Origin of the sequence: Alicycliphilus denitrificans (genome assembly GCF_044792555.1) — a bacterium.
Lineage (GTDB): Bacteria > Pseudomonadota > Gammaproteobacteria > Burkholderiales > Burkholderiaceae_C > Alicycliphilus > Alicycliphilus denitrificans_A.
The window spans coordinates 2,865,898-2,889,937 of record NZ_CP126238.1; the positions used below are offsets into that span (position 1 = coordinate 2,865,898).

Here is a 24,040-nt window from a genome sequence, read left to right on the forward strand (position 1 = left end):
GCACGATCAGTCGAACCCTATGCGGGGCGCACATGACGCCCCTGAGTTCGCATTTGTACGTAACTTGCGTATAATTCCCATATGAAAGCTGTCTTCGTCGAACTGCCCGCCTTCGCTCGCTACCGGGCAGACTACCTAGACGACGACGGCTTTCGCGGCCTACAGGTTTCCATGATGAAGAACCCCGAGGCAGGCGACGTGATCGAAGGCACGGGCGGCCTGCGCAAGCTGCGGCACGGCGATCCCCGCCGCGGCAAGGGTAAGCGCGGAGGCCTGCGGGTGATTTACTACTGGTGGGATGGCGGCCTGCAGTTTTGGCTTTTCACCCTGTACGACAAGGACGAGATGGGCGACTTGAGCTCCGACGAGAAGAAGGCGCTCAAGAGCATGTTGAAGATGGAATTGGAGGCCCGCCGATGAAAAAGCGAAACCTGTTTGCAGAACTGACCGAAGGCTTCGAGGCCTTGTCGAGCGAGCGCCTGGGCAAGCAAACGCTGCGCACGCACGAGGTGGAAGTGAAGGCCGCCCCCGATATCACGGCGGCCGAGCTGCTGGCCCTGCGCGAGCGCCTGCACCTGTCGCGGCCCGTGTTCGCGGGCTACCTGCGCACCAACCCCCGCACCCTGGAAAATTGGGAGCAAGGCCGTGCCAAGCCCAACGCTCAGGCGGCCTTGCTGATTCGCTTGGTCGAGAAATTTCCTGACACTATGCAGCGGCTGGCAGTAGTCTGAGTGATCGCCCTGCTCTCTTGCAAGAGGCCCGCTTAGGCGGGCTTTCTCACGTCTTCTGTGCCCACTTCCCTGCAAAAGCCAGCGCCAGCCCAAGCACTGCACCGAAAGCCGCCAGAGCGACCCCTTCGGCCGAAGTCGGTATCGGCAGAGATTCCAGCGCCTTATCCAAATCGATGAATACACCGGTCTTGCGCTCAACACGCTCAACACGCAGTTGCAAACGCACCCCAGCAATGGCTAACAGACCACAGACGGTAAACATCGCGCGGCCCAGACTTCTCCAACAGCTTGGGCACCAGAACAGAGCTTGCAGGAAATATTCCATGCGTTGATTTTGCCCGTCGAACACCGAAAAGAGTCACCTGCTCACCTGCCGATGTAACTTGGATAAAAGACAGGCCGAATAGGATGAAGTCCTCGCAACTGCACCAGAGAGGAATAAGCCATGACGCAGCCGGACAATACCACCCGCGCCCATGAACTCGCAGATGAGTGGATTGGCATCATCTTGTCGACCGATCCAGAACTGCTGGTCAGCAAAGTGAATCCGACCAAGTTTCCTGGGGACGGCAAACCGGCTGAGTTCAATTTTGAGGATGCAGCGCATCGCGCGCGCGCTTGCTGAGTTCCGACAGCAACTTGCCAACGCCCTGAGCGCACAACAGTTCCCACCGTCTCCATACGAAGACTGATTCGAAAGTTCTAACCTGCTTCGCGCGGGTTTTTTTCGGCTCTCACCGCACCAGCTGGAACTGTCCACCATCCCACCGCGCCGGCCCGCGCGCAGTCTGGTACACCTGCCCCTTGACCATTGCATCGCGGGATGACGGCATAGCCTGCGCGGCGTCCTGTCCACCAGCATCTGCCCGCGTCTCTCCCGTGCGCCGGTTGTAGATCACCCCTGGCTGCGTGATGAGCTGCTGCGTCTTCGGATCCACCACTTGGCCGCCGGGCGAATGTGCCCACAATTCACCCTCAGACTTGCCACTCAGCGCCAGCAATCGCTCACGCGCACTGCGCTGCTGCTCGGGCGTGCTGGCATTTTCGAAAGCCACCTGGGCATTCTCAATGCGCTGCGCGGTTCGATTCTGGAACCCGGCCGCCGTCTGCTCCATGGCCAGCCGGCCGCGGGCGATCTGGTTGCGCTCTGCATCGGACATTGCTGAGAAGGCCGCCCGGGTGTTCGCGCCTGCCTGCTGCAAGTTTTCAGCCTGCAGGGTGTTGTCGCTCTGATAGCGACGGGTAGCGTCGTCGCGGTCACCTGCGACCATGCCGAAGTGCTCTTTTTGCAGGGTGTTGTAGGCAGCCAGCCGTCCTGCCTGCAGCGCTTCGCCCGGACCACCTTTGCCTCGCAAGTGATAAGGCGTCATGCTGCCCAGCGAGACCTCCATATTGCGTCGTGCCTTGCCGACACCACTGAATGGGTCGTCCCACTGCGCCACACGACTCTCCCAACTCTTGCGCTGCTCGGCCTGAGCCCGGTTGATAGCCTGCGCTCCGCGTACCTCAGATGCATACTGGGCCGCCTGGGAGGGATTCAGCCCACGCACGTCGATGCCGTCGGCGGTATAGCCACTGCTACCTGAGCCTCCACCTGCGCTGGTGCCTTGCGGCAATCTATCCGCCACGCCGCGCAGCCCAGCGCTGCTGTCGGCTACGCTACCAGGTGCTGGCCCGCCCGAAGCTTGCTGCTGTATGCCACGTTCGGCAAATGCATAGCTCCCGTTGGGGCCCGTGGCCACGTTCGTGCCCGCCGGCGCCACATCAAATGCAGAGAAGCCTCGGCCGTTCAATCCACCGCCAGGCAGCGCCTTGCCGCTGGGATCGTTGTACGACACCTGTCCACTCACGTTGCCGCCGCTGAATTCCATCGTGCCGTTGGCGCCGCGCGTGACCGTGATGCGCCCGGCGGGGTTCATGGTGGCCGCCTGCTCATTGGTCAGCGTGGTGCGGTCGCCAATAGGGCCGTAGCCGGACAGGGTGTCGGTGGTGGGCGGCGCCGCTGGGGACTGCAGGGGGCGCGATGGATCCACCGCCAGCGGGTTAATCGAGCCGCGCCCAGCACCCGCAGTAGAGGGCGTCACGCCCTCCGGCAATGGGCGCTGGCCTGCAGGCGCTGGCGCCGCACTCGCGAGCATGGGCACAGCCGATGCACCAGCGGTAGCCGCGCCCACGTTCATGAGACGTGACACCACATTGAGGCCCGAGCTGATCGCGCCGCCCGTTTTGGCAACGGCAGGCACAGCGCCGGCAACGCCCGGCAACGCGGCCGCTGCATTTGTCAGGTTGCGCCCTGCTTCGGTGTTGGCCCAGCTATTCTGCGATCCGTCGGCGGCCGGTGCTTTCGGGCCTTCGGTGGGAATCTGTGAAACGCGGTCAGCCACGCCTTGCAGCCCTGCTGCGGTTGCAGGCGTATGCGCTGGTGCGGGGTTGATCTGGGAGACGGTGCTGTCCTGCGCGGCCGCTGCCGCATCGCCAAAGCTGTTGGGGCGCTTGAGCTGATCGTCTTCGACCAGCCCGCCGTCAGCGAAGCGCGCGGTATGCGCTGGCTGGCCGCTCGGCTTGTGGGTCATGCGCACCAGGTCGCGCAGGCTCTTCACGCCCACCTTGCGCACGGTGTCCGCCGGCAGTACGAACTCGCCATCGGACAGGCGGGCATGGATGGAGTCGGAAGTCGCGGTGCCAGGGCCGCGGACATGGCCGCCATCAGCCAGAGCCATCATGCGGCGGCGGAAATCGGGGTGCTTCGTGGGCATGGGAATCTCTCTGTGGTGCTACCAGTTGCAGTGCACGATGGGCGTCCGGCGGTCCCGCTGCTTGCGCTGCACATTGGCATCGGGCCGCTCACCGAAGGCCTGCACGAACAGGGCCATGGATGTGGCGGCCTTGTTGGGGTCGAAGGTGTCCGAGTCCTGTTTCAGGTAAGCGCGGTGCATTACCCAGTCCAGCAGGCGCTCGTGGAAGCGCACGGGGATTTCGGGCTGGGCGCTGGAGATGTCCTCGCTCAACGGCTTGAGCGCGCCGCGGTAGACGGTCAGCCCGGCGGCTTCGGCCGTCACCGGCGTTGGCACCAGCCGCACCCTGGGCGGCAGCACGCCGCTGGCCTGCTCGAAGATGAAGCAGCGTGGCTCGCCAGAGCGCAGCTCCCAGCCGGGCGCATCGCAATCCAGCTCCTCCACGCTTGCCTCCGACAGAGGTCGACCACGGAAGGTGAGCCGCTTGATCTCGAAGACGCTGGGGTGCAGGTGGTAGGTGTCTTGGCCAGGCACGAGGGCCAGGGGCATGGAGCGGTCCTCGATCAGATTGGCCCGCTCGCATGCCTCCTGCACTGCCTCATTCAAGTAGGAGACGATCTCCTCATCCGACCAGAACAGCGGCTCGGCATCATCGAACGCAGCCGCCCGGAAGCGGGCGATGAAATCCTCCACCTTCATGGCCGCTTACCCCTGCTGGGTCAACTCCGCGAAGACGGCATCGGCCTCTTCGCGCGAGACCTGAAAGCCTGTCTTGGCTTTGAGCTTGACCAGGTTGGGCTTGCCGTCGCCGGTGAAATCATCCTTGTCCTGGCCCGCGATCATGGCTTCGATGGCTTCGCGGATCACGAGTTGGCGATTGAAGACCTGGGTTTGATCCTCGGCAGTTGCCCCCTCGGCCAGCACCGCGCCGCGCGCGATGGCTTCGCGGTGGAACGCGGGAGCCAGCTCGATGCCTTCAGGGGGAATGACAGCCGTGTGGCCCGAGGTCAGGGCAACGTGCAGCGGGGTGTCGGTGGGAGAGCGAAAACGCTTGGTCATGATGATGTCCTTGAGAAAGAGCCCGGCAGCGCATGGCCGCCGGGCGAATGGGCCGCGGTGGCCCGCCCACTGAACTCAGATCAGCCCTGCGTGAAAGCCGAGCGGCCTTCCACGTAGTAGAGGATCGAGATGCGCGCCTGGCCGGCCGTGGCCGCGGCGCCCGTCTGCGCCACCAGCGCCTTGAGCGCTTCGGCCACGGGGTGCTTGTGTCCCGTGAGGGTCAGCGCCGTGCGGCCGGCGGTCTTGAGGTCGATGGCGGCCGCGGTGTAGCGGTCATCGTCCGTGGCGTCGCCCAGCTTCAGCGTGGCCGTGGTGGCGCTGTTCCAGGGCGTGAGCACCGTCACGTCGCCGCCGGCCAGCACCGCATTGCCGGGCAGGTCGAACGCAGCCTCGGCCGTGCCGTAGGTGGTGATGTCGGCAAAGCCGATGGTGAGATGCGCAGCGATCAGTTCCTGGCGCGCGGGGTTCTTTTTGATGGGCATGGTGTGCTCCGTACAACAACAAGGGGAGGAAGGAGCGGGACCCGCAGGCCCCGCCCGCGAGGCTGCTTACTGGATGTAGTGGTCGATGGTCAGCAGACCGAAGTCCTCGATGGACTTGTCGTAGATCGAGTAGAACTGGGGCTTGAGCAGGCCCAGGATCTTGTCGATGTTCAGGCCCACCTGACTGTCGTACTGGAAGAGCTTTTCCACCCAGTCGCCGGGGCCCAGGTCGGCCATGCCCAGTGCCTGCGCACCGCACAGCAACGTGCGGGTGCCGTTGACGTTGCCGCCCGCGCCCCACTTGGCACCGGACGCAGCGCCCTTGGTCGTGTAGACCAGGTTGTGCTCATGCAGCACCGCGCCGTCCACCGTCACAGTCGCGCCGGTGAACCAGGGCGAGTCCATGCCAGCCTTCGTGGCGACAGCCACCACTGCGCGCTGATAGTCAGGGTCCTTCTTCAGTGCGGCCAGAGAGCCGGGCGCAAGGAACATGACGTAGTACGGCTTGCCGCCGCTCATCAGCGGCTTGATGCGGTGCTCCTTCGCATAGGCGATAGCGTCCACGATCATGCTGTACTTGGGCACGTAGGCGCTCGTGATGCTGCCGGTGTTGGACACTGCCAGCGTCGAGCCATCCCACATCAGCGAGCGCTTGGCAGACGGTGCGCGCACGTCAGCAGCGAAGGCCAGACTCGGGAACGGCGATCCAACACGCGGAGATCCGTCGTTGTTGAAGGCATAGCCGATGCCGGACATCGACAAGAACGCCAGTTGGTCGCAGCGATTGGCCAGCCAGTAGGCCAGCTTGTCGCGGCCCTGCTCGCGGAAATTGATCACCGTCTTCTGATCGGCCAGCTTGCCCTTGTTCTTCACGCCATGGCTGATCTGGTCGATGGTGATGATCTGGCTGTGCGACTGCATCGCCTCTTCGTTGCCCTCGCGCTCGTTGTCGCCGATGACGCCATCGCCCACCAGGTCGGCCACGAGTTGGAAGATGCACTGCTCACCCTTCTCCGTCTTGGAGAGTTCTGTGATGCGCTGGATGACGTTGTTCTCGCCCTTGCCCATGAAGTGCTTGATGAACATCTGGTCACGGGCAGCGCTCCAGGTCTCGCGTGCCCAGTTGACCTTCTGAATGGGCGTCAGCCCTGCAAAATTGGTTTCCATGTCTAACTCCAAAAAGTTCGGTTTCTTCTCGGGACATGACGCCGCCCAACTGCGAGAACATGGCTTCGGCGGCCAAGAGCGCCAGACCGTTTAACGCCTGCCCAGGGCGACAACCCGTTGAGTTACGGGCCGGCAAGGTGGGTGATTCCTCGCAGGCCCGTGCGACCATCAGTCGCCGCGCGCCTTCTTGCGCTCGGCCTCCGGCAGTGCCATGTACTCGTCGTCGCTGAGCTGGGAGGTGTCCACCCGCACAGGTGTGGCCCGGTTGCCCATACCCGCCTGTGGCAGCGGAGGCTGCTGCAGGGAGTGCGCGGCGCCGCGTTCGTTGGCTCGCTGGGTACGCATATCACCAGATGCCCCGCCCTCCTGTCGAACCCCATACGGGGGCGCAAACCTCGGGGCAATGGCCAGGGTGGCCTCGCTGATGGCCTGAGCCTTCGACATGCCACGCTGCATCTTCATTGCGGCAGACGCCTCGATCAGCTCCAGCGCCTCAGCCCCCTCGGGAGATTCGAGCCACGGGAACTGGCCGAGCAACTGCTCAACCGTCGCGGCGGTCTGGGTCTGCGCCCTCTCGCTGGCGCTGGCCTGATTGAAGCGTGCGAGCGCAGCCTCCTCGATGGCGGCATTGATCTGCAGTCGCAGCGCCGCGGCCGCCTTGGTATCGCCATCCAGCATGAGTTGGGCGTACTGCTCCTCGGCGTCCTGGATGCTGAACGACTGTGCAGCCGGCGGCGCTGCGGGTGCCGGAGCTGCAGCGCCATTGCGCGCCGCGAGCTGGGCACGCAGCTCCTCGACCTCCGTCTCCAACGCCTTGCGCCGGTCGTTGACCTCGTTGAAGCGTGCGCGCGGGATACCGTTGCCGCCCTTGTCGCCGCTGGCGTCGTCCGTGTCGGCAGCACCTGCGGGCGCCTCACCCTGGCCAGGCTGCTGCGCACCTGCAGCAACCAGCGCGGCCAGCGTGTCCACGCTCGGGTCATCGGTGGCGTTGTCACCGCGCAGGCGGCGGCGCTCTTCCTCTGACTGGGCCATGTAGGCATCGTCATCGTCCAGGTGGGCCTCGTCCGTGTCGGCAGTGCCGGCGCCACCCGTGTCGGCGCCTTCATCGCCAGCGGGAGCCATGTAGCGGGCCAGGAGTTTCTTGAGCATAGGGGTCATGGTGCTTATGTCCTTCAGTGGAATGCAGTGGTCACTTCTTCGCCGGCGTCTGCAACTGCTGCAGCTCGGCGATCTTTTCCTTGGCCTTGGCCAGGGCGGCCTTTAGGCGCTTGGGGTCCTTGCGGATCTCCTCGGCCTCGGCCAGCGTGCGCATGTCGTGCTCGGCCTGCCAGTCCTTGTCCATTCCAATGGCGGTGTTCTTGGCCATGTCGTTCTCCTCAGGGTTGGGTGAAGTCCCGGACGCCATCGGCGCCGAGGGTTTCAATGCCCGCCTCCTGGCCGCGCGCCGGGCTGGCGGGCGTCAGTGGGTCGGTGTTATTGGGCATGTCCAGTGCCGGCACGCCTGCGGTCAGCTGGGGCACGATGGGCGCCGCGTCGTGGTCTACTGCGCCAGCCGATCGGAGCAGGCCATCGGCAAGCGGTGCGGTCTGGGGCGTCTGAGCAATAACCTGGGCGGTCTGGGTCGCGCTGTACTGGCTCTTGACCTGCACGTCCGTGGCCTGCACATCTGCCTTGCGAGCCTGCGCATCGAGCAGTCGAACGCGCGCCTCGATAGTCGGATCGGCCGGCGGCTGGTTGCCCTGCATGCTGGCCAGGATCTCGTGCTTGTCGGCCAGGTTGGAATAGCGGATGACCTGCGGGTCGGGGATGGAGATACCCGCCTTGCGCATCTCCAGCGCCTGCTGGAACTGGCTGTTCTGGAAGGTGACCTGCATCGGCTGCTCGGTCACCACCACGTCATAGGTGCCGATGGTCACGTCGTTAAGGTAGCCGCCCGATGCCGGGTCGAACTTGTTGATCTCCAGCGTGTCCTCCACCTGCTTTCCCGTCAGCGGGTCGGTCTCGGTGATGCGGAAAATGCGGTGGCTGTCGTAGTAGGTCTGGACCAGCTTCAGGATGCGCTTGGCCAGCAGGCGGCGCGTGTAGGCCAGGTTGTCCAGCGGCACCGCCAGCTGCTGCTGGGCCGCGAACTGCTTGGACTGAATGGCCACGCCCGAGGTCTCGGGCCCCTGCTGGCCGCGCATGGCTTCGGGTACGGTCACATCCTTGAGCGCCTTGTCGGCCCGGTCGATGATCCGGTCGACACCGGTGGGCACCTGGTTGGGCTGGATCTTCTGCGGTGGCGTCGTGCCCTTTTTGTACTCGACCACCAAGCCCGTGCGGGCCCCCACCTGCTCCAGCTCCTCCATGGTCATGTTGGTCAGCGAGTTCTCCTCCACGATCCAGCCGCTGTTGGCTGCCGTGTTGACCACATGCACGTACTGGCTCACGGCCTTGTTCAGCGCCTCCTGGGGGCCCATGGCGTCATCGACCATGCCGCCCGTCTTGCCGCGTCGGAAATAGGCGAAGTACGGCACCACCGTGAAATGCTCATAGGGGCTGTAGCCATCGAAGAGCGTGGCGGTGAGCGTGGTCACGGTCCACTTCACACGGCGGCGCATGCGCTTGCCCCGTACGGCACCCTGGGCCAGGGCGTCAGCGATGGAGTCCTGGGCCAGTTCGGCCTCGGCGCGCACGTCGCCCGTCATGGGCCAGACGATGCAGGGCGTCAGCTCATAGACGAAACGCTGGCGGTCGATGATCCGGTAGCGCTGCAGCCCGTCCTCCTTCTTGAGGCAGGCATCGAAGGCGCCGATGTTGTCGCGGCTGGCAAACTTGCTGCGCGCCTCCTCGTCATCCAGCTCGCCGAAGTCCACGCCAGCATCGTTGCTCTCCTCGGCCGCCTTGCGCGCCTTCTGGCCGTAGAGCTGGGCGATCTCGTCCAGGGTCAGCCAGCGGGTGATGAGCACGTCGCCCCACTTGTCCGGGTCGTAGGCCTTGGCGTCCGGGTCGGGGATCACGTCCATGGGGTCGAGGTCGCTCACCACGATCTCGCCCTGGATATTGTTGTCGAAGCTCACCCGCACGTCGAAGTAGCCGCGCTGCTGAATCACGCCATCGCTGAACACCTGGGTCTCGTGCCAGTGCAGGTTGCACATGTCCACCACCTGCATGGCCACCTTGGAGAGGATCGTGGCCCGGTTCAGGTCCGCATCGCCGCCGCGCGGCTTGAAGGCGATGTCCATGCGGTTGTGGATCTGGTAGCCGATGGTCGCGTTGACGCTGGGCTTGATCTCGTTGAACTCGTAGCAAGGCCGGCGCTCCTGGGCGAGCTGCGCGCGCGCCTCGGGCGTCCACTGCCGGCCGCCGCCCATGTACATGTCCTCGCAGCGCGCGGCATGTGGCAGATAGTCTCGGTGGCCGCGGTCCTTGGCGTACTGGTAGCGGACCCAGTTCTCGCGCGCGGCCTCGTCGCCGATGGATGTCAGGGTGGTGCTGGTCATGATCATGCGGTGGATTGGTCCCAGTGTCGAGAGGAGCCGACACTCAGGCGATCGCGCCAGCCCTTGGCGGGCGTGGCTGTGGTGCTCGCGACAGGAGACGCGAACGTGAGCAGCAGCGAGTCAGCGCAGTCCGGACTGGGAAGCCCGCGCGCCTTCATGTCGTCCTTGCTCTCGATGACGATGCGCATGCGGCGGTCATAGCCGTATTGCGGCCCGGTGAGATCGGCTTCCATCTCCGGGTCATCCGGTAGGCAGCCGCCCTCCTCCAGCCACGTCTTGCCCTGGTCCCACAGTTCAGAACGCTTGTTCCAATAGCGCGATTCGTCGGTCGCTTTCTCACCCACCTGAACAGGGAAGATCAGCTTGCTAAAGCCCATCTGGCGAAGGCGGTCGATCACTCCCCACCCCAAGCCTGTCGCATCCACGAACACGGCATCCGGCTTGAACTCGTGGATCTCGAACGCGATCAGGTCCGCGAGCCTCATCAGGTCAGGCTCGCGCAGCTTCTTCTGCGGCCAGACGTGGTTGCCCTGGCGCCGCGTGAATACGGACTGGTCATCCCCGTGGCGTGCCACGTCCACACCCAGCACCTTGGCGAAGCCCCCGTAGCCCTCCGCCTTGCGGCGCTGCGCCCTGGCTACCGTGTCGAGGCTGATGAACTGCAGGCTGCCGGCGCGCGGGAAGACGCCACGCACGCGGACACGCACGAAGTCGTGGTCTTCGCCGTAATCGTCAATCCACTTCTGGATCTGAGCCTTGTTGGCCATCTTGGCCGTGCGGCTGTCCACCTGGCGCGTAATCCAGCGGTGCTTGAACTTGCCGAAGCACTGAGCGAAGCGGCCTGTGGTCTGGGTCGGGTTGCCGAAGGCCAGCCACATCGCCCCCGCCGTGGTCATTGCGCCCTCGGTCACCTCCCAGATTTTGTCCGCGATGGCCGAGGCCTCGTCGAAGATCACCAGGACATGCTTCTCATGCGTGCCCGCGAAGGCTTCGGAGTTGTGCTCGGTCCAGGGGATAGCCGCGGCAAACCACACTTCGGGATACAGGACGTGGTTGAACTTAGTCGCTGACCAGTCGAACCAGTGGGCGTGAATGCTGAGCTTGTGCCACTTTGACAGCTCTCGCCAGGTCTTGGTTGTGAGCTGGGTCTTGGTGTTGGCCGTGACCACCACCTGCGGGAAGTCCCGCGTGCTCATGAACCACAGGATGATCCAGGCCACGAGTCCGGTCTTGCCAATGCCGTGACCACTGGCCACCGCGATCTGGATGGCAGTCTGCACATCTGCCCCGCTTCGCAGCGCCTGGCGAACTTCCCCCATCACTTCACACTGCCAAGTGTCGGGACCAGCTTCGGCGGCCAATGGCGTCCCGGCCTGGCCCCACGGAAAGACGTAGCGGACGAAGCCCTCCGGGTCGTCGTAGAACGCCCCGATGTCGTCCACCAACTGCGCCTCGACCTGGGCGGGCCGGGCCAGGCGGCCTTTAGCGGTTGGCTGCGCGGGCGCGGGCATTCAGCAGCCTCTCCAGAAAGTCCTTGTCGCCTTCACCACCCGCATCGGGGTGGGCGTCGATCCCGAAGGCCTCACGTTCCATCGACACCAGGATGCGCAGCGCCTCGGCCAGCGCCTTCATGGTCTTGGTGCGCTCAGGCAAGCTGATCACCGCCTGGTAGATGTCGTTGAGCTTGTCCTGGCCCTTGTCGTCGGGTCTGCGCAGGATTTCCCCCAGCTCTCCCAGCTCGGGCACCTGGTCGGTCTGCTGCTCCAGCTCTGCCAGCAGCTTCATGCACAGCGCACGAGCGCGCCGGATGTCTGCGCGTTCACCCAGTCGGATCTCCTTCTGGATGTTGGCCTCGACCTCGATCTGCCGGTTCTCGGTCAGTCGCTGGTCTTCTCGTACTTGGGCTCGTACCTCGGCCTTTCGTACCAGGTCGTCTGCCTTGGCGCGTACCTTGGCGTTGAGGTCACGCACCCACCCGTCACGCTTGGCGCGCTTGCGAATGGCGCCTTCGGTGATGCCATGCTCCTGGGCAATGGCCGTTACCGCGCGGACTCCCATGCGGAAGTCGCGCTCGATGACCTCCCAGTTGGGTGGAGCTTTGTCTTGGGGGGAATGCTGTGGGGAAGACATTCCCGGCAGGATGCCGGGAAGTGGTACGAAGTACGAACCCTATACGGGGGCTACGCCGAGAGGATCTCGGACAACTCGCCTTGCGTCAGAGGCCGTCCTAGGCCAAGTCGCTTCCTCATCGGCTCGAACACAGCATACATCGCCTCGTAGCGGTAAAGCGTGGGGTGATGCGAGTTCAGGTCTCGGTCGGCGAATCGAGCAAAGCGTTTCAAAGGCCCCACCAAGAAGCCTGCGATGCTGTAGTGCTCTGATTCGTCGTTGCCATCGAATCCTGGGAAACTTTTCGCCCCAAGAACGGCAGCATCCAGTTCGGCACGCACCTCTGGCGAAAGTGCCGCCACTCCCTCCTCAAGGAAGCTCCACATGTCGAGGTAGTTCGCCACCTCGGTGACCGCTGGTGGATTGGGATCAGCGTTGTCTCCAACGATTCCCGTGAGTTCCCAACTCAGCGCCCATGTGTTGCCGGTGTAGATCGCATCCGATATCAGCTTGGCGGTTTCGGTCTCTATCTCCAGCCGTTCATGCAGCGATGCCAACATCGAAAGGATCAGCTTTTCAGGATTTGTCAGTTTCATAGGCTTGCCTCCTTACGACAGCCTACGGCCTACCTCTTGCAGTGCGCTTACAGCTGGTTTCCAAGATTTTGCCGCTTACAGGCGTGCTTGATGCCGCTCAGTCAATTGACCGGGAGCCCGGAACCATCCCCAGCTGAGAGAGATCCTCCTGCGTCCACTTCACCTTGCCTGGCATGGCTCACCTCGCTCATTGAGCGCCCCGCTACCGTCGAAAACCGAGCGTGTCACGCGCTCCAGCCGCTCCAGCACCAACCCCATCTCTGTGGAGCGGATGGCCATCGCGCGACTGCTCTCGATTGCGGCGGCCTGGGTGGCGGCGCCAGACTGGAGCTGGGCCAGCATGCGATCCTCCCTCGGGGTCAGTTCCAGAACCTGGTCACCGATCTCGATCTTGACCATGCCATCGGGAAGTAGAGTCTTGCTCATCGAGCGCGCAGGCGGGTGCCTCTCGACAGGCAAGAACACGCCGCGCAAAACACGCTTGATCTTCTCGTCGTCCATCAGTGCACGCAGGCGGTCATCTACCACGGTCAGCTTCAACCCGGTGAGTTCCGCCACCGTTTCCCTGGTGGCCACCTGCTCGAGCGCATGCAGCTCGCACACGGCGTCGTAGATGCGCTGGGTGCTGGGGATCTTCGGGCTCTGCCTGAGCTCGTCGAGCGTGGGAGCGCTCGAAACTAGCCGGGTAGCCTGGCCTGCCCCCAGGCCGTCGGCTTGTGTTGGTGCATCAGTCATCGGCATGCTCTCTATTGCCACAGCGGCTGCGCCCGAAGCATCGCTCGACCGAGCGCCGCAGCATAGCCCCATACCGGGTGCTGGTGACGGTGGACGGTCATTGGTAGGTCTCCTCAAAATGCTGAATCAGGTCCGCGCGCAGATGGGGCGGCGTAGCCAGGCAGTCCGCCCGCATGGCCCGGCGTGCCTCTGGGCTGTCGCCCCAGTGGTCGCAGGCCCGCTGCGCTGCCGCGAGAAGATCGCGCAAAGGTGGAACGGCTGGTGAATCCGACGTTTGGGGTAGGGCCGACATCTTGGTGCTCCTGCTAAGGAATGCAGGCGTAGGGCGGGATGGCTGAATCACCAGCGCGCCAAGCCTCGTACCTTGCCTCCATGGTGGGCCGGATCGCGTCAGCAGCACGCTCCACCACGTCCTCATCGCCGATCACCAGCGGGATGTATTCGGTCGCGAGGTCTCGCCGGAATGCCTCCCGATGATTCGCCAGCATGGATTCCAGCGTCTCGATGTGCAGCATCTTCTGCTGCTGACTCCAGAGCAGTACCCAGACCTTGGACGGGTTAAACGTCGGATGCTCAGCGAGCAAAGGCGTTGTTGAGTTGGTCATGGAAAGATTCCTCGGTTGAGAACTCCACGAAGGAGAACGGGTGGCGGCGAGATTGGGTGCGGTACTGCATGGACTCCTTGTGGAACCACAGCGGCTGCGTGTAGTCCTGAAAGTCTCCATGGCGGTACTTGGAGAGAATCAATCTCCCGTCTGGCTCATCTCGCTGAGTGTTCCACTTGGCCACGGCAACCTCATCCGTGGGATCAGGGGATGCTTCATCCTTCTTGTTGCGCCACACGGCGAATACGTTGTCCGCGGCATTGATGATGTCCAGGCTGCCGGCGACATCCATCTTGGTTGGCGGCTGGCTCTCGTCCCGGCCCTTGCGCGGGTGCGCTACAAGGTGGACATGCACGCCATGGCCACGCGCGAACGCCGCGATCTTCTGAGCGGCGATCTTTTGGGCTGACAGCGCGCCAGGGCCGTCAGCAGGAACGTCCAGCATCATCAGGCTGTCGATGACGAAGTGGTTGGCGCCATACCGGCGGGCGGCGTACTCGAAGACCTCCAGCAAGCGTCCAAGCTTTGCATTGCCCACCACATCGAAAACCCACAAGCGATCGCGCAGCCACGATCCAATGGCCCGCATGTAGGCAGCGGAGGGGCGATCCAGTCCCGCCGCCTGCTTGTGAATGCGCTTGAGATGTCGAACGGCTGTCAGTTCGCCGGAGAACACCACTACGCGCTGGTGCTGCTGCATCAGGCCCAGCAACACCTGGTCGAGAAACAAACTCTTCCCGTGGCCGTTCCAGCCAGTCCAAGCGGTGTACTCGCCCGGGTGGAACGCAAACCAGTCGAGGCGCCTGTCCACGTACAGCGATGGATGCTGCTGGCTTTCCGCGCTCGGGTAGAACTCGGCGATCACGGCCTCTGTGCGGTCATCCGCGCTGACAAGCTCCTCCGGGTCCATGGGCTTGGCCGCGTCCACCGCCTGCTGGAAGTCGTAGGCTTCCGCCCCGTACTGGAGCCACGCATTCGGATCCTTCATCGGCAGCATCACGCGCTTGCAGCGCTCGATACCCAGTCGGCGCATCACCTCCGGCGCCGCCTTGTCCCCCGCCTCATCGTGGTCGTAGCAGATGATGATGTCGCTGAAGCGCTCAAGTCGCTCCCAGTCGGCTTCAATCCACTGGTGGTTGCCAGCGCCCTGGTTGATCGACAGTGCCGGGATGCCCATCTGATGCAGCGTCATCGCATCGATTTCGCCTTCGGTGATGACCACCATGCGCGCCTTGGGGTCGATGAGATGCCACCCAAAGAGGCAGGGTATGGCTCCAGCCTCCTGGCGCATGTCGGCCTTCACATCCGGATTGCGATACTTGACGTTCAGAAGCTTCTCGTCGGTTTCATCGAAGTACGGGAACACCGCGTAGGTCTTTCCGTTCCTGATCTGCTCGGCAACCTTGAAGGCCTTGAGAGTTTCTACCGTCAGGCAGCGGCCATTCGGCGCAGGGCCGGTCAGCCATTCCAAGACTCGCTCCTTCGGCGTCTTGCATTGCGGTTTCTCGGGGAGGCGGTAGCTGCGCTCGGGCGGCTTGGGCGCGATCTCCCGGATACCCAGGTAGTCCTTCGCCTCGCGCATGGCATCCGCGAGCGACACACCGCGGCAAGCCATCCACAGGTCAATCAGGTCACCGCTCGCGCCCGTGGCGAAGTCGCTCCACACCCCTGCTTTGGCCCCTGCGATGCACACCGACAGGCTGCTGCCCTCCTCGCCGCCAACGCTGCCGGCTTTCCACTCGCGACCGGCCTTGCGGCCTCCCTTGAGCAGGTGGCTCGCCACGTCGGCCGCGCGCTGGGCCAACTGGTCCTTGATCTCGCCAACGTTCATGCGGTCGCGCCCTCAGGTGACACCATGCGCTTGCGGTCACGGAATTCGGTGTAGTTCATCCAGTTGCACCGAGAGGCCTCCGCGTCCCACTTCGACTCAAAGCCGGCGAGCCTCCACCAATCGGGAGGCAATGCGGCGATCTGAGCCCGCAGCGGATCGTCGACCGCAAGGGCTGGTGCACCGGTGGCAGTGCCGCCAACTTCGTCCTGCCAACGGCCTTCGTTGAGCCATGTCGACGGGTGCGGGATGTACTGCCCGCCTTCACGCAGCCACTGCGCCGATTTCGCCTGCTCCGCGATTGCCGCCAGCATCCTCGTCAGCAGGCCACTGTCCGGAGATCGTTTTTCGAAAGCATTGCGAGCCGCATCCTTCCCGACCTTTCGCGGATAGGCCGCCCAGAAATCGGCAAAGCCTTCCGGCTCCACCTCAGACTTGCGAGAACGCCTTTTGCCCCCGCTGGGGGGTTGGGGGGTATTTATCTGGTTATTGGTGTCTGGAGTCTGGGGACGGGCGCGCGGTGCATTGCCTTCGCAATGCGTTCGCATATCTGTTTCTGATGCGTTCGCATTGCCTTCGCAGTGCGTTGGCATGTCAGCAGATGATGCGTTCGCATTGCCATTGGAATGCGCTCTCTGTGCGCTCCAGCGTGCGTTTGCACTGCGCGTGGCCTTCGCTTGCTTGTCCTTGAAGCGTGCGATTTCTTCATCTGCTCGGTTCTGGTGGTGCCCGTCATCGCGCAGCAGGAAAAAATCCTTCAGAACATCTCGCACAGCGTCACGCTCTGCCTTCGTAGTGGCACGGGCCAGCTTGCAGCACTCACGCACGTCTGCCGGCAGCGGTTGCTCGGTTGTGTAATACCGATCCAGCAAGCGGCGGTACACACCCTCCTCCACCGCGCTGAGATGCACAGTCTTCTTGAGGTGGTCGCCGATGTGATGCTCGTAGTAGTTCAATTAGCCCCCTCCTTTTCGAGCGCTTCAGCCGCAGCGACATACTCCGCATAGCGAGGGGGTCGACGGGAAATGGCGGCGATCTCGTCGGCGAGTTGCACACGCGCGCGGACAGTATCGGCATGCCGCTTCGCCAAGTCGTTAAGGTGGTTGCGGCCGTCGGCTTCGGCCATCACAAGAGTTGACCTGGCAATCGGCATTTCTCCGCTCAGTTGCTTACCGAGCATGGAAATCGTGACGCTCATACCGCCAAGACGGCCCCACATGCTTTGGAGTTGGCGTTCCTTTTGAAGCTCCTCAGGAGTCAGCTCGCGCACACGAAACGTTCGCTCCAGGCGCTGCAGCTCAGCGAACTTGACTTCGATTTGCTCCAGATGCCGCATCAGGCTATCGACATCCGCGAAAGCATGGAAGATCGAGTCATTCCATGAGCATAGGTACGTGCACGCCCCGTCTGTTGGGTCGGTCCTCAAGATCCTCGCGCGGCAGGCCTCGCCGCGCGCCCGAATGGTGTGCCAGTCGGCGCTGGTTTTTGGCGATTGGTGTTTGTTCGTCACGTATTCACCCACAAATACTGGCTCATCTCCCACAAAGAAACCAACGGCAGGCAGGTGGGGGAACTGCTTTTCGGCTTGGGGAGCTACCCCTCACCTAGCCGTGGCTCAAACTCAACCTGCCGGCGCGCTCTCGTAATCGGCGACCCACTCCGCGTGCTTCAGCTGCTGGCGCAGGCGGGCTGCTTCAGCCTCAGCGGCCGCAAGCTGGCGGCGCAGCTCTTCAACTGTTGATTCGGTCATGCGACAGCCCTCCCCTGCACCAACTGCCGCAGCAGGCGGTTCTCGGCCTCCGCAGTCTTCGCGCGCTGCTCTGCCTCTTCGGCGCGGCGCTCGGCCTCGGTCTTGATGACCACCAGGGTGCAGCCGATCTGATAGACGAGCCACTCGGGATAGATCCGGTTGGCCACCACTTCGCAGAACGGGCGCACCAAGTCGGCCTGCAACGTCGCTGTGCCCGCCTTGATGCGCGAGAAGTACCCTGCGTCAATGCCCAGCGCCAAGTAGATTTCCTTGTCCTCCAGGCCCGACGATTGGCAGGCTAGAGAGAAGGCTGCGGCAGCGCTGCGCTGGCGCCGGATCATCTCGATGGGAACCTCATTCGGCTCCGCACGCCGCGCCAAGGAGAGCTCCCCCTGGTCGTCAATCCGCGTCAAATTTTTTGAGGCCACTTGACTACCTCCTGCTGGCAAAAAAAACGACGATGCAGGCATGAACACGTCACGCCCTACCTCATTCGCAGGCCCGGCTATGCCGTTGCCCTTCCATGCTTCGACGCGCACTGCGCTGTCGCAGAACCTCGACCCAGCGTCCGGACTGCGCACGCGAGTGCTGACCACCTCCAAGCTCGAGCTGGCCTGGCAGGCTGGGGAACTGGTGGTCCGCTGTGCTGTTGCCCGGGCCGTCATCAGTGGCCACCAGGAACCGGCGCGCACGCGGCGCTGGGCGCGCGGAGAGCAGTGATGTCGCGCGCATGGGGTGCCCGCCCTCTCCCGGGCTACGATGGAAGCTCCTACACAACCATCACCGAGAGGGGCAGACAAAATGGTCGAATCGCGCTCGTTTCCAGGTTCCAAAGCCCTGGTCAAGGCAACGTACGATCCAGACAGTCGGCTGTTGCGCTTGTGGTTCACGAGCGATCCCCAGCAGCCGTACGACTATCCAGGTGTGCCGGCACATATCTGGTCCGGGCTGATATCGGCAGGGTCGGCTGGCTCGTACCACAACCAGTACATCCAGGAGCAGTACGGCGATCCGCGCCAACCACCAGGTCGATTGCGTCGTCGATAGCCTCCACAACCCGAGAGAAGTCCGTCGTCCAACTCGTTTCCTGCGAGAGCGGAAGGTCGGGGCGGTCGGTCATGACACACCCACCGATGAACAGGAATTCGCGCTTGGCGAGTTCTAGGGTGTCCAGGAGAGAGCGGCACTCCACCATCTACCACTCCCGCTTCGGCGCCGGCCCGAAGCCAGCCTCGAGTTCGCGCAGCGCAGCCAGGTACACCCTAGCGACCGCTGCGCCGAACTCCTCCGGCGAGCCATCGATTCCTTTGCCCGAGATCGCTTGTGTTCGCGTCCACTGGCTCGCAGCATCCATGGCCACGGTGCGCAGATCGCGCGTCAGCTCGGGCTGGCAACAGCCAGCACCGGCAACGAGCGCGGAGCGGGGAATGGGAGCGGCCTGCGCCGCAGCAGATTCATGCGTGGACATGGGGGACCTCCTTGTGCGCAGCGGACTGCTGCACCTGCTGGGCGCGGAACTGTTCGTGGAAAACCTGTGCCGCCGCGGACTCGGGCGGCCAGGGGCATGTGGTATGTGGGCAGTGGCCGGCTGCAGCGGCGGCACGGGCGCGGCGATGGATGGCCGCGAGGGAGACGACGGGCTCCATGGGTCAGGCTTCCGATTTCACGACATCAACGTCAAGCTTGTTGCCAATAGCTTCAGCGCTGAGGAACAGATCTGCGTATGCCAGCTTCACCCGCGCTGGGATGCCACGCTTCTTCCAGTTATGGATTCGCTGGACCGCCCACTTCTCTGTGAGAGCCATCTTTTTGGCGAGCTTTGAAGGGCCGCCGTGTTTCTCGATGAGTTCTGCATCAGTCATGAGCCACATTATTACACTTGGCGTTTACTTATTGCAAACTTCATGTGTAACAACACTTCGTTTAGTCGCAAGAAAATGGCCGCATGACTGAACGAACACGCCACGAATCACTGGAAAGACTGCTGCACGCCGCACAAGAGCAAGGCGTTGTCGGTCCATCGGCTCTTGCCAGGGCGCTCAACGAGTCGGACCAAGTAGTGACCAACTGGGGCAAGCGAGGGGTGTCCAAGGCTGGGGCCTTGAGCGCCCAGCGGAGATTTCACATCTCGTCCAACTGGGTTCTGGATGGCTCAGAGCCAAAGATGGTTGGGGATAGCGTCATCACGTCTATGGCACCGATGGCCATGCAGGCAGGGAACTACCCGCCCCCAGCGCTTCATCAAGCACTGGATGTACTTGCCGACACCCTGGGGACACTGCCTGAAGCCGCCCGCCAGGATGCCGCCCCCCTGCTCCAGGCACTGACGTTGGCGCCCGACAGCAAGCTGCTCAGGAGCAATCTGCTGGCTGTGCTCATGAAGCGTGCGTGAGCGGACTGGCGGCCGCGCCCGAGCTCCAGCGCGTGGTTGCAGACTGGGCATCTGCGACACCAGAAGTGAAACGGGCCTGGATCTTTGGCAGCAAGAGACGACATCACTCCCTTTCCACACCATCCGCAGGTGATTTTCTGCTGCCAACCATCTGGCGACCCACATGGAGTGTAAATGACCCGGGAAAAAATACACATTGCGTTTGACTAACGCATAAACATAAAGTGTAATTACTCCATCGCCAACACGGCATGGAGTGAATGATGCAACCCACCGAAACCGCCGCCCTGCTTGAAGCGGCTCCTGAACGCAACAGCCGTCGCTGCGCGCTGACCAGCCGACCCGACAACCAAGCATTCCGCGCCCTCTTCACCCTGCCGCCCGTCCAGACCAGCGCCGGCACGGCGCTGACGGTGCCCGAGATGCCTGCGGCCAAGGTCGTCACTGGCGATCGCGAGGTGGACGCCGTGCTCTGGCTGCAGGAGTGCGTGCGCACCGGCCACCAGGTTCTAATCGACAAGGCGCTGGAGGCAGCCAAGAAGATCACGACACCGATGGAAGACTTGGGCCGGCGCTACGGGCAGTACCTGGCGCGCCAGAACGGCAGCACTTTCGCGGCAGCATTTGGCTCCATGGGCTTCGGTGACCTGGAGGCTCAGGGTATGCGGCTGGCGAACCCATCTTGAATGAGGTGGTAAGGCTGAGCAAGATCGTGTGCACGCAACATTGGCGTGGACACGATGCTCAAAGACCCTCAGACCCCGCGCTATGCGCAGCGGCGTACGCACCGCACCTACACCCCGCAATTCAAGGCCGAGCTGGTGGCTGCCTGCCGACAGCCAGGCGCATCGGTCGCGGCGGTGGCCCTGCAACATGGCATGAACGCCAACGTGCTACACCGCTGGCTCAAGGAATGGGCGCAGGGACTTCACCGTCTTGAAGTTGGCGTCAGCACTGCGGTCGTTGCTTCCCAACCCCCGGCCTTTATCCCCATCGACCTGAGCGCAGTACCGCAGGCGTCTGCTGGTGAGCTACCATCCGCGTCCTTGCCAACGCCAGCGGATGGCATCCGCATCGAATGCCAGCGCCCCGGCATGTCCGTGACCGTGCACTGGCCCTTATCCGCTGCGACCGAGTGCGCCCAGATGCTGCGCGAATTACTGCGGTGATTCGCACATGATCAGGATCGACGCGGCCTGGCTGGCCACCACCCCGCTGGACATGCGCGCGGGCACCGACACCGCCCTGGCGCGGGTGATCGCCACCTTCGGCGCGGCCCAGCCACATCATGCGTACGTCTTCGCCAACCAGCGCGCCAACCGCCTGAAAGTCCTGGTACATGACGGCGTGGGACTGTGGCTGGCCGCGCGCCGGCTGCACCAGGGCAAGTTTGTCTGGGCACCTGCGGGCAGTCCGAACGTGGCGTTGGAACACGCCCAGCTCAACGCCCTGGTGCTGGGCCTGCCCTGGCAGCGTGTGGGCTCGCAAGGTGCCATCACCGTGGTCTGAATCGTCGGCGTAAGGGCGTGGCCGTGGCAATCGGGAGATGCGTCAATGGCTGGACCCAGGGTGAGCGGGCACACTGCCAGCCATGGTGATCGACGAGCAAGCCCTGAGCGAGCTGGACGCAGAGCAACTGCGCGAAGTGACCCAGCGCCTGCTGGCCGAACTGCGTCACCAGCGCGCGCTCAACGAGAAGCTCACCTATGAGTGCGCGCTGCTCAAGCGGCTGAAGTTCGCCGCCCAATCCGAGCGGCACAGCGCCGATCAGAGGAGCCTGCTGGAAGACGAGATCGATGCCGACCTGGCGGCGGTCGCCGTCGAGATTGAGCAACTCCAGCCGCTTGCGGCTGCGCCCGAAGCCAAGCAACAGCCCAAACGCCAGAGCCTGCCTGCCCACCTGCCGCGCCGCGAGATCCGCCACGAGCCTGAGTCGACCACCTGCGCCTGCGGCTGCCAAATGAAGCGCATCGGCGAAGACGTGGCCGAGAAGCTGGACTACGTGCCGGGCGTGTTCACCGTGGAGCGCTACATCCGTGGCAAGTGGGCGTGCACCCAGTGCGAAACCATCACCCAGGCGCCGGTCGAGGCCCATGTGATCGATAAAGGCATCCCGACTGCCGGCCTGCTGGCCCAGGTGCTGGTGGCCAAGTACCAGGATCACCAGCCCTTGTACCGGCAGGAGAACATCTTTGGTCGCGCCGGTCTGGCGATTCCAAGATCCACCCTGGCGCAGTGGGTGGGCACCTGCGGTGCGCGGCTGCAACCGCTGGTCGATGCCCTGAAGGCCGAGGTGCTCGGCCACCGGGTGTTGCACGGTGATGAGACCCCGGTGGCCATGCTCAAGCCGGGCAACGGTAAAACGCACCGGGCCTACCTGTGGGCCTATGCCCCGGGAGCGTTTGAAGCCACGCGGGCCGTGGTCTATGACTTCTGCGAGTCCCGCGCCGGAGAACACGCCCGCGCCTTCCTGGGTGAGTGGCGCGGCAGCCTGATCTGTGACGACTATGCCGGCTACAAGGCCAGCTTTAGCCAGGGCGTGACCGAAGCCGGTTGCCTGGCACACGCCCGGCGCAAGTTCTTCGACCTGCACGCGGCGGGCAAGAGCGAGATCGCCGAATTGGCCCTGGCGCAGTTCGCCCGGGTCTATGAGATCGAACGGCAAGTTCAGCCCCTGGCGGCACCAGAGCGGCTGCAGGTGCGCCAGCAGCACAGTCGGCCCATTCTGGACGCGTTGCACCAGTGGATGGTGCTGCAACGCCAGCAGGTGGCGGGCAACTCGGCGACGGCCAAGGCGCTGGACTACAGCCTCAAGCGATGGGCTGCGCTCACGCGCTTCGTTGATGACCCGCAGCTGCCGCCGGACAACAATTGGATCGAAAACCAGATCAGGCCTGTGGCCCTGGGGCGCTCGAATTGGTTATTCGCAGGAAGCCTGCGCGCGGGCCAGCGGGCGGCCGCCGTGATGAGCCTGATCCAGTCAGCGCGCATGAACGGGCACGACCCATATGCCTATCTCAAGGATGTGCTGACCCGGCTGCCCACGCACAAGGCCAGCCGGATTGAAGAACTGCTGCCGCATCGCTGGCAACCCATCGACATCTGATCATCAGCCATGGCCGCCAGCGGCGGTCAACATGGGTTTGCCGCGCGCTTACATCAGCTGTACCGTCTGCGCACGTCATTCGAAGGCTGCGGGGATGGGCCGACCTACGCCACGGCCCATGACGACCACTGCTTCGTCATGCTGGCCAAGATCGCTCCACGCTCCAAGGAAGAGTCATTGGCCGTCCTGGAGTACATCGAGGAGCATGACGGTGCCGACCGCAAGGAAACCCCGGCCATCTTGCGCAACCTGGCCGCCGGAGGCTGGGCGTGAGTGCACCCGTTGCGGCTGCCACCACGGCCAACGCCCTCAGTTCTGAGGCGGCCGACTCAGGCGTGCGCCGCCGGTTGCACGCTGACCTGCAGGCCCAGCGCATGCAGCACCTTCATCACTGTGGCGAAGCTGGGGTTGCCCTGGCTGCTCAGCGCCTTGTACAAGCCCTCACGGGTCATGCCGGAATCGCGGGCAACCTGGGACATGCCGCGGGCCTTGGCCACGTCACCCAGGGCGGCAGCCAACAGTGCCGGATCGCCATCTTCCAGCACAACCGAGAGGTACTCTGCGCAGTCCTGCTCCGTCTTCAGGTAGTCAGAGGCATCGAAGGGTTTGATGCCGAGTTTCTTGGCTGCTTCGGGGTTCATCGTTCACTCCTTCAACATTTCGACCATGGCCTGCGCGGCTGCGATATCGCGCGACTGAGTGGACTTGTCACCGCCACCGAGCGCGATAACCACCGTCGCGCCATCCTTCCAGCAGTACACACGGTAGCCGGGACCAACGTGGATACGCAGTTCGACCACCTCGCCACCAACCGGCTTGCAGTCGCCCCAGTGACCCAGGGAAAGACGAGCCAGCCGAGCGAGTATCTGCTTCTGACCAAGCCTGTCCTTCAGGGAGCCCAGCCACTCATCAAACAGGGCCGTTCGCTGGATCTCGAACATAAGCGAACTGTAAACCATAGCTCACAACATAACAAGCGCCTCAACCCTGCAACGGGAAAACGGAAGCTCCCTTTTTTGGGCGAAGCTCAGCATCACTACGAAGATTTCGTAGTGGAATCAGTAGCGGTCTTGAATCCAGGTTTTTACCGTTTGCCACTTGTCGCCCGCCGCGCGGAACGACAACGTGTGCGGTTGCCGGCTCCGAAGGTGGGAATAGAACACCTGCATGTCCTGCGACAGCGTGGTTCGTTCCCTGGCCGCAAGCCAGTCCACCCACAGTCTGATGATCTGAGCCTTTGCGTCATCTTTGGTCATAGTCATC

At 63.5% G+C, this 24,040-nt stretch carries 35 protein-coding genes; 11 read left to right on the top strand and 24 right to left on the bottom strand.

Features of this window, described 5'->3' with window-relative positions:
- Positions 1-81 precede the first annotated feature (81 nt).
- Both P7644_RS13550 and P7644_RS13555 read left to right on the top strand, forming a co-directional pair.
- Positions 82-420 carry a toxin gene (locus P7644_RS13550; RefSeq protein ID WP_404299789.1) on the top strand — a complete coding sequence of 113 codons (339 nt, stop codon included), beginning with the start codon at positions 82-84 and terminating at the stop codon, positions 418-420.
- A complete protein-coding gene (locus P7644_RS13555) occupies positions 417-731 on the top strand; it encodes a helix-turn-helix domain-containing protein (protein ID WP_404299790.1) in 315 nt (104 codons plus the stop codon). The genes P7644_RS13550 and P7644_RS13555 overlap by 4 nt, the downstream gene beginning before the upstream one ends.
- A gap of 46 nt (positions 732-777) precedes the next feature.
- Here P7644_RS13555 and P7644_RS13560 read toward each other — a convergent pair whose 3' ends face one another.
- Entirely contained in the window at positions 778-1,056 is a 279-nt protein-coding gene (locus P7644_RS13560; protein WP_404299791.1) for a hypothetical protein, read from the bottom strand.
- A gap of 120 nt (positions 1,057-1,176) precedes the next feature.
- Between P7644_RS13560 and P7644_RS13565 the strand changes: the two genes are divergently transcribed.
- Positions 1,177-1,356 carry a hypothetical protein gene (locus P7644_RS13565; RefSeq protein ID WP_404299792.1) on the top strand — a complete coding sequence of 60 codons (180 nt, stop codon included), beginning with the start codon at positions 1,177-1,179 and terminating at the stop codon, positions 1,354-1,356.
- A 109-nt stretch (positions 1,357-1,465) separates the two neighbouring features.
- Here P7644_RS13565 and P7644_RS13570 read toward each other — a convergent pair whose 3' ends face one another.
- The 18 genes from P7644_RS13570 to P7644_RS13655 all read right to left on the bottom strand — a co-directional run bounded on the left by P7644_RS13570 (position 1,466) and on the right by P7644_RS13655 (position 17,749).
- Entirely contained in the window at positions 1,466-3,487 is a 2,022-nt protein-coding gene (locus tag P7644_RS13570; RefSeq protein WP_404299793.1) for a hypothetical protein, read from the bottom strand.
- An 18-nt stretch (positions 3,488-3,505) separates the two neighbouring features.
- Positions 3,506-4,165 carry a DUF6682 family protein gene (locus P7644_RS13575; protein WP_404299794.1) on the bottom strand — a complete coding sequence of 220 codons (660 nt, stop codon included), beginning with the start codon at positions 4,163-4,165 and terminating at the stop codon, positions 3,506-3,508.
- Positions 4,166-4,171: 6 nt separating this feature from the next.
- Positions 4,172-4,525, bottom strand: a complete 354-nt coding sequence (locus P7644_RS13580; RefSeq protein WP_404299795.1) for a hypothetical protein — start codon at positions 4,523-4,525, stop codon at positions 4,172-4,174.
- Between the two features lie 80 nt (positions 4,526-4,605).
- Positions 4,606-5,007 (bottom strand): hypothetical protein, encoded by a 402-nt coding sequence (locus P7644_RS13585; protein ID WP_404299796.1) that lies wholly within the window; start codon positions 5,005-5,007, stop codon positions 4,606-4,608.
- Positions 5,008-5,073: 66 nt separating this feature from the next.
- On the bottom strand, positions 5,074-6,174 hold the full coding sequence (locus tag P7644_RS13590) for a N4-gp56 family major capsid protein (RefSeq protein WP_404299797.1): 1,101 nt from the start codon (positions 6,172-6,174) through the stop codon (positions 5,074-5,076).
- A 168-nt stretch (positions 6,175-6,342) separates the two neighbouring features.
- Positions 6,343-7,332, bottom strand: coding sequence for a hypothetical protein (locus tag P7644_RS13595; RefSeq protein WP_404299798.1), 990 nt, complete (start codon positions 7,330-7,332; stop codon positions 6,343-6,345).
- Positions 7,333-7,363: 31 nt separating this feature from the next.
- Positions 7,364-7,540, bottom strand: a complete 177-nt coding sequence (locus P7644_RS13600; protein WP_404299799.1) for a hypothetical protein — start codon at positions 7,538-7,540, stop codon at positions 7,364-7,366.
- A gap of 10 nt (positions 7,541-7,550) precedes the next feature.
- Positions 7,551-9,656, bottom strand: coding sequence for a genomic island protein (locus P7644_RS13605; RefSeq protein WP_404299800.1), 2,106 nt, complete (start codon positions 9,654-9,656; stop codon positions 7,551-7,553).
- Positions 9,657-9,658: 2 nt separating this feature from the next.
- The gene (locus P7644_RS13610) at positions 9,659-11,167 is read right to left on the bottom strand and encodes a terminase (RefSeq protein WP_404299801.1); all 1,509 of its coding nucleotides are present in this window, start codon (positions 11,165-11,167) and stop codon (positions 9,659-9,661) included.
- Entirely contained in the window at positions 11,139-11,786 is a 648-nt protein-coding gene (locus P7644_RS13615) for a hypothetical protein (RefSeq protein ID WP_404299802.1), read from the bottom strand. The genes P7644_RS13610 and P7644_RS13615 overlap by 29 nt, the downstream gene beginning before the upstream one ends.
- A gap of 50 nt (positions 11,787-11,836) precedes the next feature.
- Positions 11,837-12,361, bottom strand: coding sequence for a YfbU family protein (locus P7644_RS13620; protein ID WP_404299803.1), 525 nt, complete (start codon positions 12,359-12,361; stop codon positions 11,837-11,839).
- Between the two features lie 159 nt (positions 12,362-12,520).
- Entirely contained in the window at positions 12,521-13,096 is a 576-nt protein-coding gene (locus P7644_RS13625; protein ID WP_404299804.1) for a hypothetical protein, read from the bottom strand.
- Between the two features lie 305 nt (positions 13,097-13,401).
- Entirely contained in the window at positions 13,402-13,701 is a 300-nt protein-coding gene (locus tag P7644_RS13630; protein WP_404299805.1) for a hypothetical protein, read from the bottom strand.
- The gene (locus P7644_RS13635) at positions 13,670-15,532 is read right to left on the bottom strand and encodes a toprim domain-containing protein (protein ID WP_404299806.1); all 1,863 of its coding nucleotides are present in this window, start codon (positions 15,530-15,532) and stop codon (positions 13,670-13,672) included. Before P7644_RS13635 ends, P7644_RS13630 begins: the two co-directional genes overlap by 32 nt.
- Positions 15,529-16,485, bottom strand: a complete 957-nt coding sequence (locus P7644_RS13640) for a DUF1376 domain-containing protein (RefSeq protein ID WP_404299807.1) — start codon at positions 16,483-16,485, stop codon at positions 15,529-15,531. Before P7644_RS13640 ends, P7644_RS13635 begins: the two co-directional genes overlap by 4 nt.
- The gene (locus tag P7644_RS13645; protein WP_404299808.1) at positions 16,482-17,039 is read right to left on the bottom strand and encodes a hypothetical protein; all 558 of its coding nucleotides are present in this window, start codon (positions 17,037-17,039) and stop codon (positions 16,482-16,484) included. Before P7644_RS13645 ends, P7644_RS13640 begins: the two co-directional genes overlap by 4 nt.
- Positions 17,040-17,150: 111 nt before the next feature.
- The gene (locus tag P7644_RS13650) at positions 17,151-17,279 is read right to left on the bottom strand and encodes a hypothetical protein (RefSeq protein WP_404299809.1); all 129 of its coding nucleotides are present in this window, start codon (positions 17,277-17,279) and stop codon (positions 17,151-17,153) included.
- A complete protein-coding gene (locus P7644_RS13655; RefSeq protein ID WP_404303206.1) occupies positions 17,276-17,749 on the bottom strand; it encodes a transcriptional regulator in 474 nt (157 codons plus the stop codon). The genes P7644_RS13650 and P7644_RS13655 overlap by 4 nt, the downstream gene beginning before the upstream one ends.
- A 37-nt stretch (positions 17,750-17,786) precedes the next feature.
- Between P7644_RS13655 and P7644_RS13660 the strand changes: the two genes are divergently transcribed.
- Together P7644_RS13660 and P7644_RS13665 are read left to right on the top strand one after the other, a co-directional pair.
- On the top strand, positions 17,787-17,999 hold the full coding sequence (locus tag P7644_RS13660; RefSeq protein WP_404299810.1) for a hypothetical protein: 213 nt from the start codon (positions 17,787-17,789) through the stop codon (positions 17,997-17,999).
- A gap of 81 nt (positions 18,000-18,080) precedes the next feature.
- Positions 18,081-18,326 carry a KTSC domain-containing protein gene (locus tag P7644_RS13665; protein ID WP_404299811.1) on the top strand — a complete coding sequence of 82 codons (246 nt, stop codon included), beginning with the start codon at positions 18,081-18,083 and terminating at the stop codon, positions 18,324-18,326.
- 148 nt (positions 18,327-18,474) lie between these two features.
- On the opposite strand, the gene P7644_RS13670 is transcribed toward P7644_RS13665, so the two are convergent.
- Positions 18,475-18,747 carry a hypothetical protein gene (locus P7644_RS13670; RefSeq protein WP_404299812.1) on the bottom strand — a complete coding sequence of 91 codons (273 nt, stop codon included), beginning with the start codon at positions 18,745-18,747 and terminating at the stop codon, positions 18,475-18,477.
- Positions 18,748-18,928: 181 nt separating this feature from the next.
- Positions 18,929-19,141, bottom strand: coding sequence for a hypothetical protein (locus P7644_RS13675; protein WP_404299813.1), 213 nt, complete (start codon positions 19,139-19,141; stop codon positions 18,929-18,931).
- 83 nt (positions 19,142-19,224) lie between these two features.
- On the opposite strand from P7644_RS13675, the gene P7644_RS13680 reads away from it, so the two are divergent.
- The 6 genes from P7644_RS13680 to P7644_RS13705 all read left to right on the top strand — a co-directional run bounded on the left by P7644_RS13680 (position 19,225) and on the right by P7644_RS13705 (position 23,050).
- The gene (locus P7644_RS13680; RefSeq protein ID WP_404299814.1) at positions 19,225-19,671 is read left to right on the top strand and encodes a hypothetical protein; all 447 of its coding nucleotides are present in this window, start codon (positions 19,225-19,227) and stop codon (positions 19,669-19,671) included.
- Positions 19,672-19,934: 263 nt separating this feature from the next.
- The gene (locus tag P7644_RS13685; protein ID WP_404299815.1) at positions 19,935-20,357 is read left to right on the top strand and encodes a hypothetical protein; all 423 of its coding nucleotides are present in this window, start codon (positions 19,935-19,937) and stop codon (positions 20,355-20,357) included.
- A gap of 54 nt (positions 20,358-20,411) precedes the next feature.
- The gene (gene tnpA, locus P7644_RS13690; RefSeq protein ID WP_404299151.1) at positions 20,412-20,840 is read left to right on the top strand and encodes an IS66-like element accessory protein TnpA; all 429 of its coding nucleotides are present in this window, start codon (positions 20,412-20,414) and stop codon (positions 20,838-20,840) included.
- Positions 20,841-20,847: 7 nt separating this feature from the next.
- A complete protein-coding gene (gene tnpB / locus P7644_RS13695) occupies positions 20,848-21,180 on the top strand; it encodes an IS66 family insertion sequence element accessory protein TnpB (protein ID WP_404299152.1) in 333 nt (110 codons plus the stop codon).
- Positions 21,181-21,262: 82 nt separating this feature from the next.
- Positions 21,263-22,777 (top strand): IS66 family transposase, encoded by a 1,515-nt coding sequence (gene tnpC / locus P7644_RS13700; RefSeq protein WP_404299153.1) that lies wholly within the window; start codon positions 21,263-21,265, stop codon positions 22,775-22,777.
- Positions 22,778-22,786: 9 nt separating this feature from the next.
- Positions 22,787-23,050: a hypothetical protein gene (locus tag P7644_RS13705; RefSeq protein ID WP_404299816.1), complete on the top strand. Its 264-nt coding sequence runs from the start codon at positions 22,787-22,789 to the stop codon at positions 23,048-23,050.
- A gap of 56 nt (positions 23,051-23,106) precedes the next feature.
- Here P7644_RS13705 and P7644_RS13710 read toward each other — a convergent pair whose 3' ends face one another.
- The 3 genes from P7644_RS13710 to P7644_RS13720 all read right to left on the bottom strand — a co-directional run bounded on the left by P7644_RS13710 (position 23,107) and on the right by P7644_RS13720 (position 24,033).
- Entirely contained in the window at positions 23,107-23,418 is a 312-nt protein-coding gene (locus P7644_RS13710; RefSeq protein WP_404299817.1) for an addiction module antidote protein, read from the bottom strand.
- A 3-nt stretch (positions 23,419-23,421) separates the two neighbouring features.
- Positions 23,422-23,736 carry a type II toxin-antitoxin system RelE/ParE family toxin gene (locus P7644_RS13715; RefSeq protein WP_404299818.1) on the bottom strand — a complete coding sequence of 105 codons (315 nt, stop codon included), beginning with the start codon at positions 23,734-23,736 and terminating at the stop codon, positions 23,422-23,424.
- 99 nt (positions 23,737-23,835) lie between these two features.
- Positions 23,836-24,033: a hypothetical protein gene (locus P7644_RS13720; RefSeq protein WP_404299819.1), complete on the bottom strand. Its 198-nt coding sequence runs from the start codon at positions 24,031-24,033 to the stop codon at positions 23,836-23,838.
- Between the last annotated feature and the right edge of the window lie 7 nt (positions 24,034-24,040).

Excerpts from the sequence above, each read along its gene's own strand:
- tnpC (WP_404299153.1), top strand. The coding sequence starts at position 21,263 with ATGGTGATCGACGAGCAAGCCCTGAGCGAGCTGGACGCAGAGCAACTG.
- P7644_RS13550 (WP_404299789.1), top strand. The coding sequence starts at position 82 with ATGAAAGCTGTCTTCGTCGAACTGCCCGCCTTCGCTCGCTACCGGGCA.
- P7644_RS13635 (WP_404299806.1), bottom strand. The coding sequence starts at position 15,532 with ATGAACGTTGGCGAGATCAAGGACCAGTTGGCCCAGCGCGCGGCCGAC.
- P7644_RS13705 (WP_404299816.1), top strand. The coding sequence starts at position 22,787 with ATGGCCGCCAGCGGCGGTCAACATGGGTTTGCCGCGCGCTTACATCAG.
- P7644_RS13675 (WP_404299813.1), bottom strand. The coding sequence starts at position 19,141 with ATGACTGATGCAGAACTCATCGAGAAACACGGCGGCCCTTCAAAGCTC.
- P7644_RS13650 (WP_404299809.1), bottom strand. The coding sequence starts at position 17,279 with ATGACCGAATCAACAGTTGAAGAGCTGCGCCGCCAGCTTGCGGCCGCT.
- P7644_RS13595 (WP_404299798.1), bottom strand. The coding sequence starts at position 7,332 with ATGACCCCTATGCTCAAGAAACTCCTGGCCCGCTACATGGCTCCCGCT.
- P7644_RS13710 (WP_404299817.1), bottom strand. The coding sequence starts at position 23,418 with ATGAACCCCGAAGCAGCCAAGAAACTCGGCATCAAACCCTTCGATGCC.
- P7644_RS13680 (WP_404299814.1), top strand. The coding sequence starts at position 19,225 with ATGACTGAACGAACACGCCACGAATCACTGGAAAGACTGCTGCACGCC.
- P7644_RS13590 (WP_404299797.1), bottom strand. The coding sequence starts at position 6,174 with ATGGAAACCAATTTTGCAGGGCTGACGCCCATTCAGAAGGTCAACTGG.
- P7644_RS13625 (WP_404299804.1), bottom strand. The coding sequence starts at position 13,096 with ATGACTGATGCACCAACACAAGCCGACGGCCTGGGGGCAGGCCAGGCT.
- P7644_RS13685 (WP_404299815.1), top strand. The coding sequence starts at position 19,935 with ATGCAACCCACCGAAACCGCCGCCCTGCTTGAAGCGGCTCCTGAACGC.
- tnpB (WP_404299152.1), top strand. The coding sequence starts at position 20,848 with ATGATCAGGATCGACGCGGCCTGGCTGGCCACCACCCCGCTGGACATG.
- P7644_RS13670 (WP_404299812.1), bottom strand. The coding sequence starts at position 18,747 with ATGTCCACGCATGAATCTGCTGCGGCGCAGGCCGCTCCCATTCCCCGC.
- P7644_RS13655 (WP_404303206.1), bottom strand. The coding sequence starts at position 17,749 with ATGCCTGCATCGTCGTTTTTTTTGCCAGCAGGAGGTAGTCAAGTGGCC.
- P7644_RS13660 (WP_404299810.1), top strand. The coding sequence starts at position 17,787 with ATGCCGTTGCCCTTCCATGCTTCGACGCGCACTGCGCTGTCGCAGAAC.
- P7644_RS13580 (WP_404299795.1), bottom strand. The coding sequence starts at position 4,525 with ATGACCAAGCGTTTTCGCTCTCCCACCGACACCCCGCTGCACGTTGCC.
- P7644_RS13610 (WP_404299801.1), bottom strand. The coding sequence starts at position 11,167 with ATGCCCGCGCCCGCGCAGCCAACCGCTAAAGGCCGCCTGGCCCGGCCC.
- P7644_RS13570 (WP_404299793.1), bottom strand. The coding sequence starts at position 3,487 with ATGCCCACGAAGCACCCCGATTTCCGCCGCCGCATGATGGCTCTGGCT.
- P7644_RS13600 (WP_404299799.1), bottom strand. The coding sequence starts at position 7,540 with ATGGCCAAGAACACCGCCATTGGAATGGACAAGGACTGGCAGGCCGAG.
- P7644_RS13565 (WP_404299792.1), top strand. The coding sequence starts at position 1,177 with ATGACGCAGCCGGACAATACCACCCGCGCCCATGAACTCGCAGATGAG.
- P7644_RS13555 (WP_404299790.1), top strand. The coding sequence starts at position 417 with ATGAAAAAGCGAAACCTGTTTGCAGAACTGACCGAAGGCTTCGAGGCC.
- P7644_RS13630 (WP_404299805.1), bottom strand. The coding sequence starts at position 13,701 with ATGACCAACTCAACAACGCCTTTGCTCGCTGAGCATCCGACGTTTAAC.
- P7644_RS13585 (WP_404299796.1), bottom strand. The coding sequence starts at position 5,007 with ATGCCCATCAAAAAGAACCCCGCGCGCCAGGAACTGATCGCTGCGCAT.
- P7644_RS13605 (WP_404299800.1), bottom strand. The coding sequence starts at position 9,656 with ATGACCAGCACCACCCTGACATCCATCGGCGACGAGGCCGCGCGCGAG.
- tnpA (WP_404299151.1), top strand. The coding sequence starts at position 20,412 with ATGCTCAAAGACCCTCAGACCCCGCGCTATGCGCAGCGGCGTACGCAC.
- P7644_RS13620 (WP_404299803.1), bottom strand. The coding sequence starts at position 12,361 with ATGAAACTGACAAATCCTGAAAAGCTGATCCTTTCGATGTTGGCATCG.
- P7644_RS13715 (WP_404299818.1), bottom strand. The coding sequence starts at position 23,736 with ATGGTTTACAGTTCGCTTATGTTCGAGATCCAGCGAACGGCCCTGTTT.
- P7644_RS13665 (WP_404299811.1), top strand. The coding sequence starts at position 18,081 with ATGGTCGAATCGCGCTCGTTTCCAGGTTCCAAAGCCCTGGTCAAGGCA.
- P7644_RS13575 (WP_404299794.1), bottom strand. The coding sequence starts at position 4,165 with ATGAAGGTGGAGGATTTCATCGCCCGCTTCCGGGCGGCTGCGTTCGAT.
- P7644_RS13615 (WP_404299802.1), bottom strand. The coding sequence starts at position 11,786 with ATGTCTTCCCCACAGCATTCCCCCCAAGACAAAGCTCCACCCAACTGG.
- P7644_RS13560 (WP_404299791.1), bottom strand. The coding sequence starts at position 1,056 with ATGGAATATTTCCTGCAAGCTCTGTTCTGGTGCCCAAGCTGTTGGAGA.
- P7644_RS13720 (WP_404299819.1), bottom strand. The coding sequence starts at position 24,033 with ATGACCAAAGATGACGCAAAGGCTCAGATCATCAGACTGTGGGTGGAC.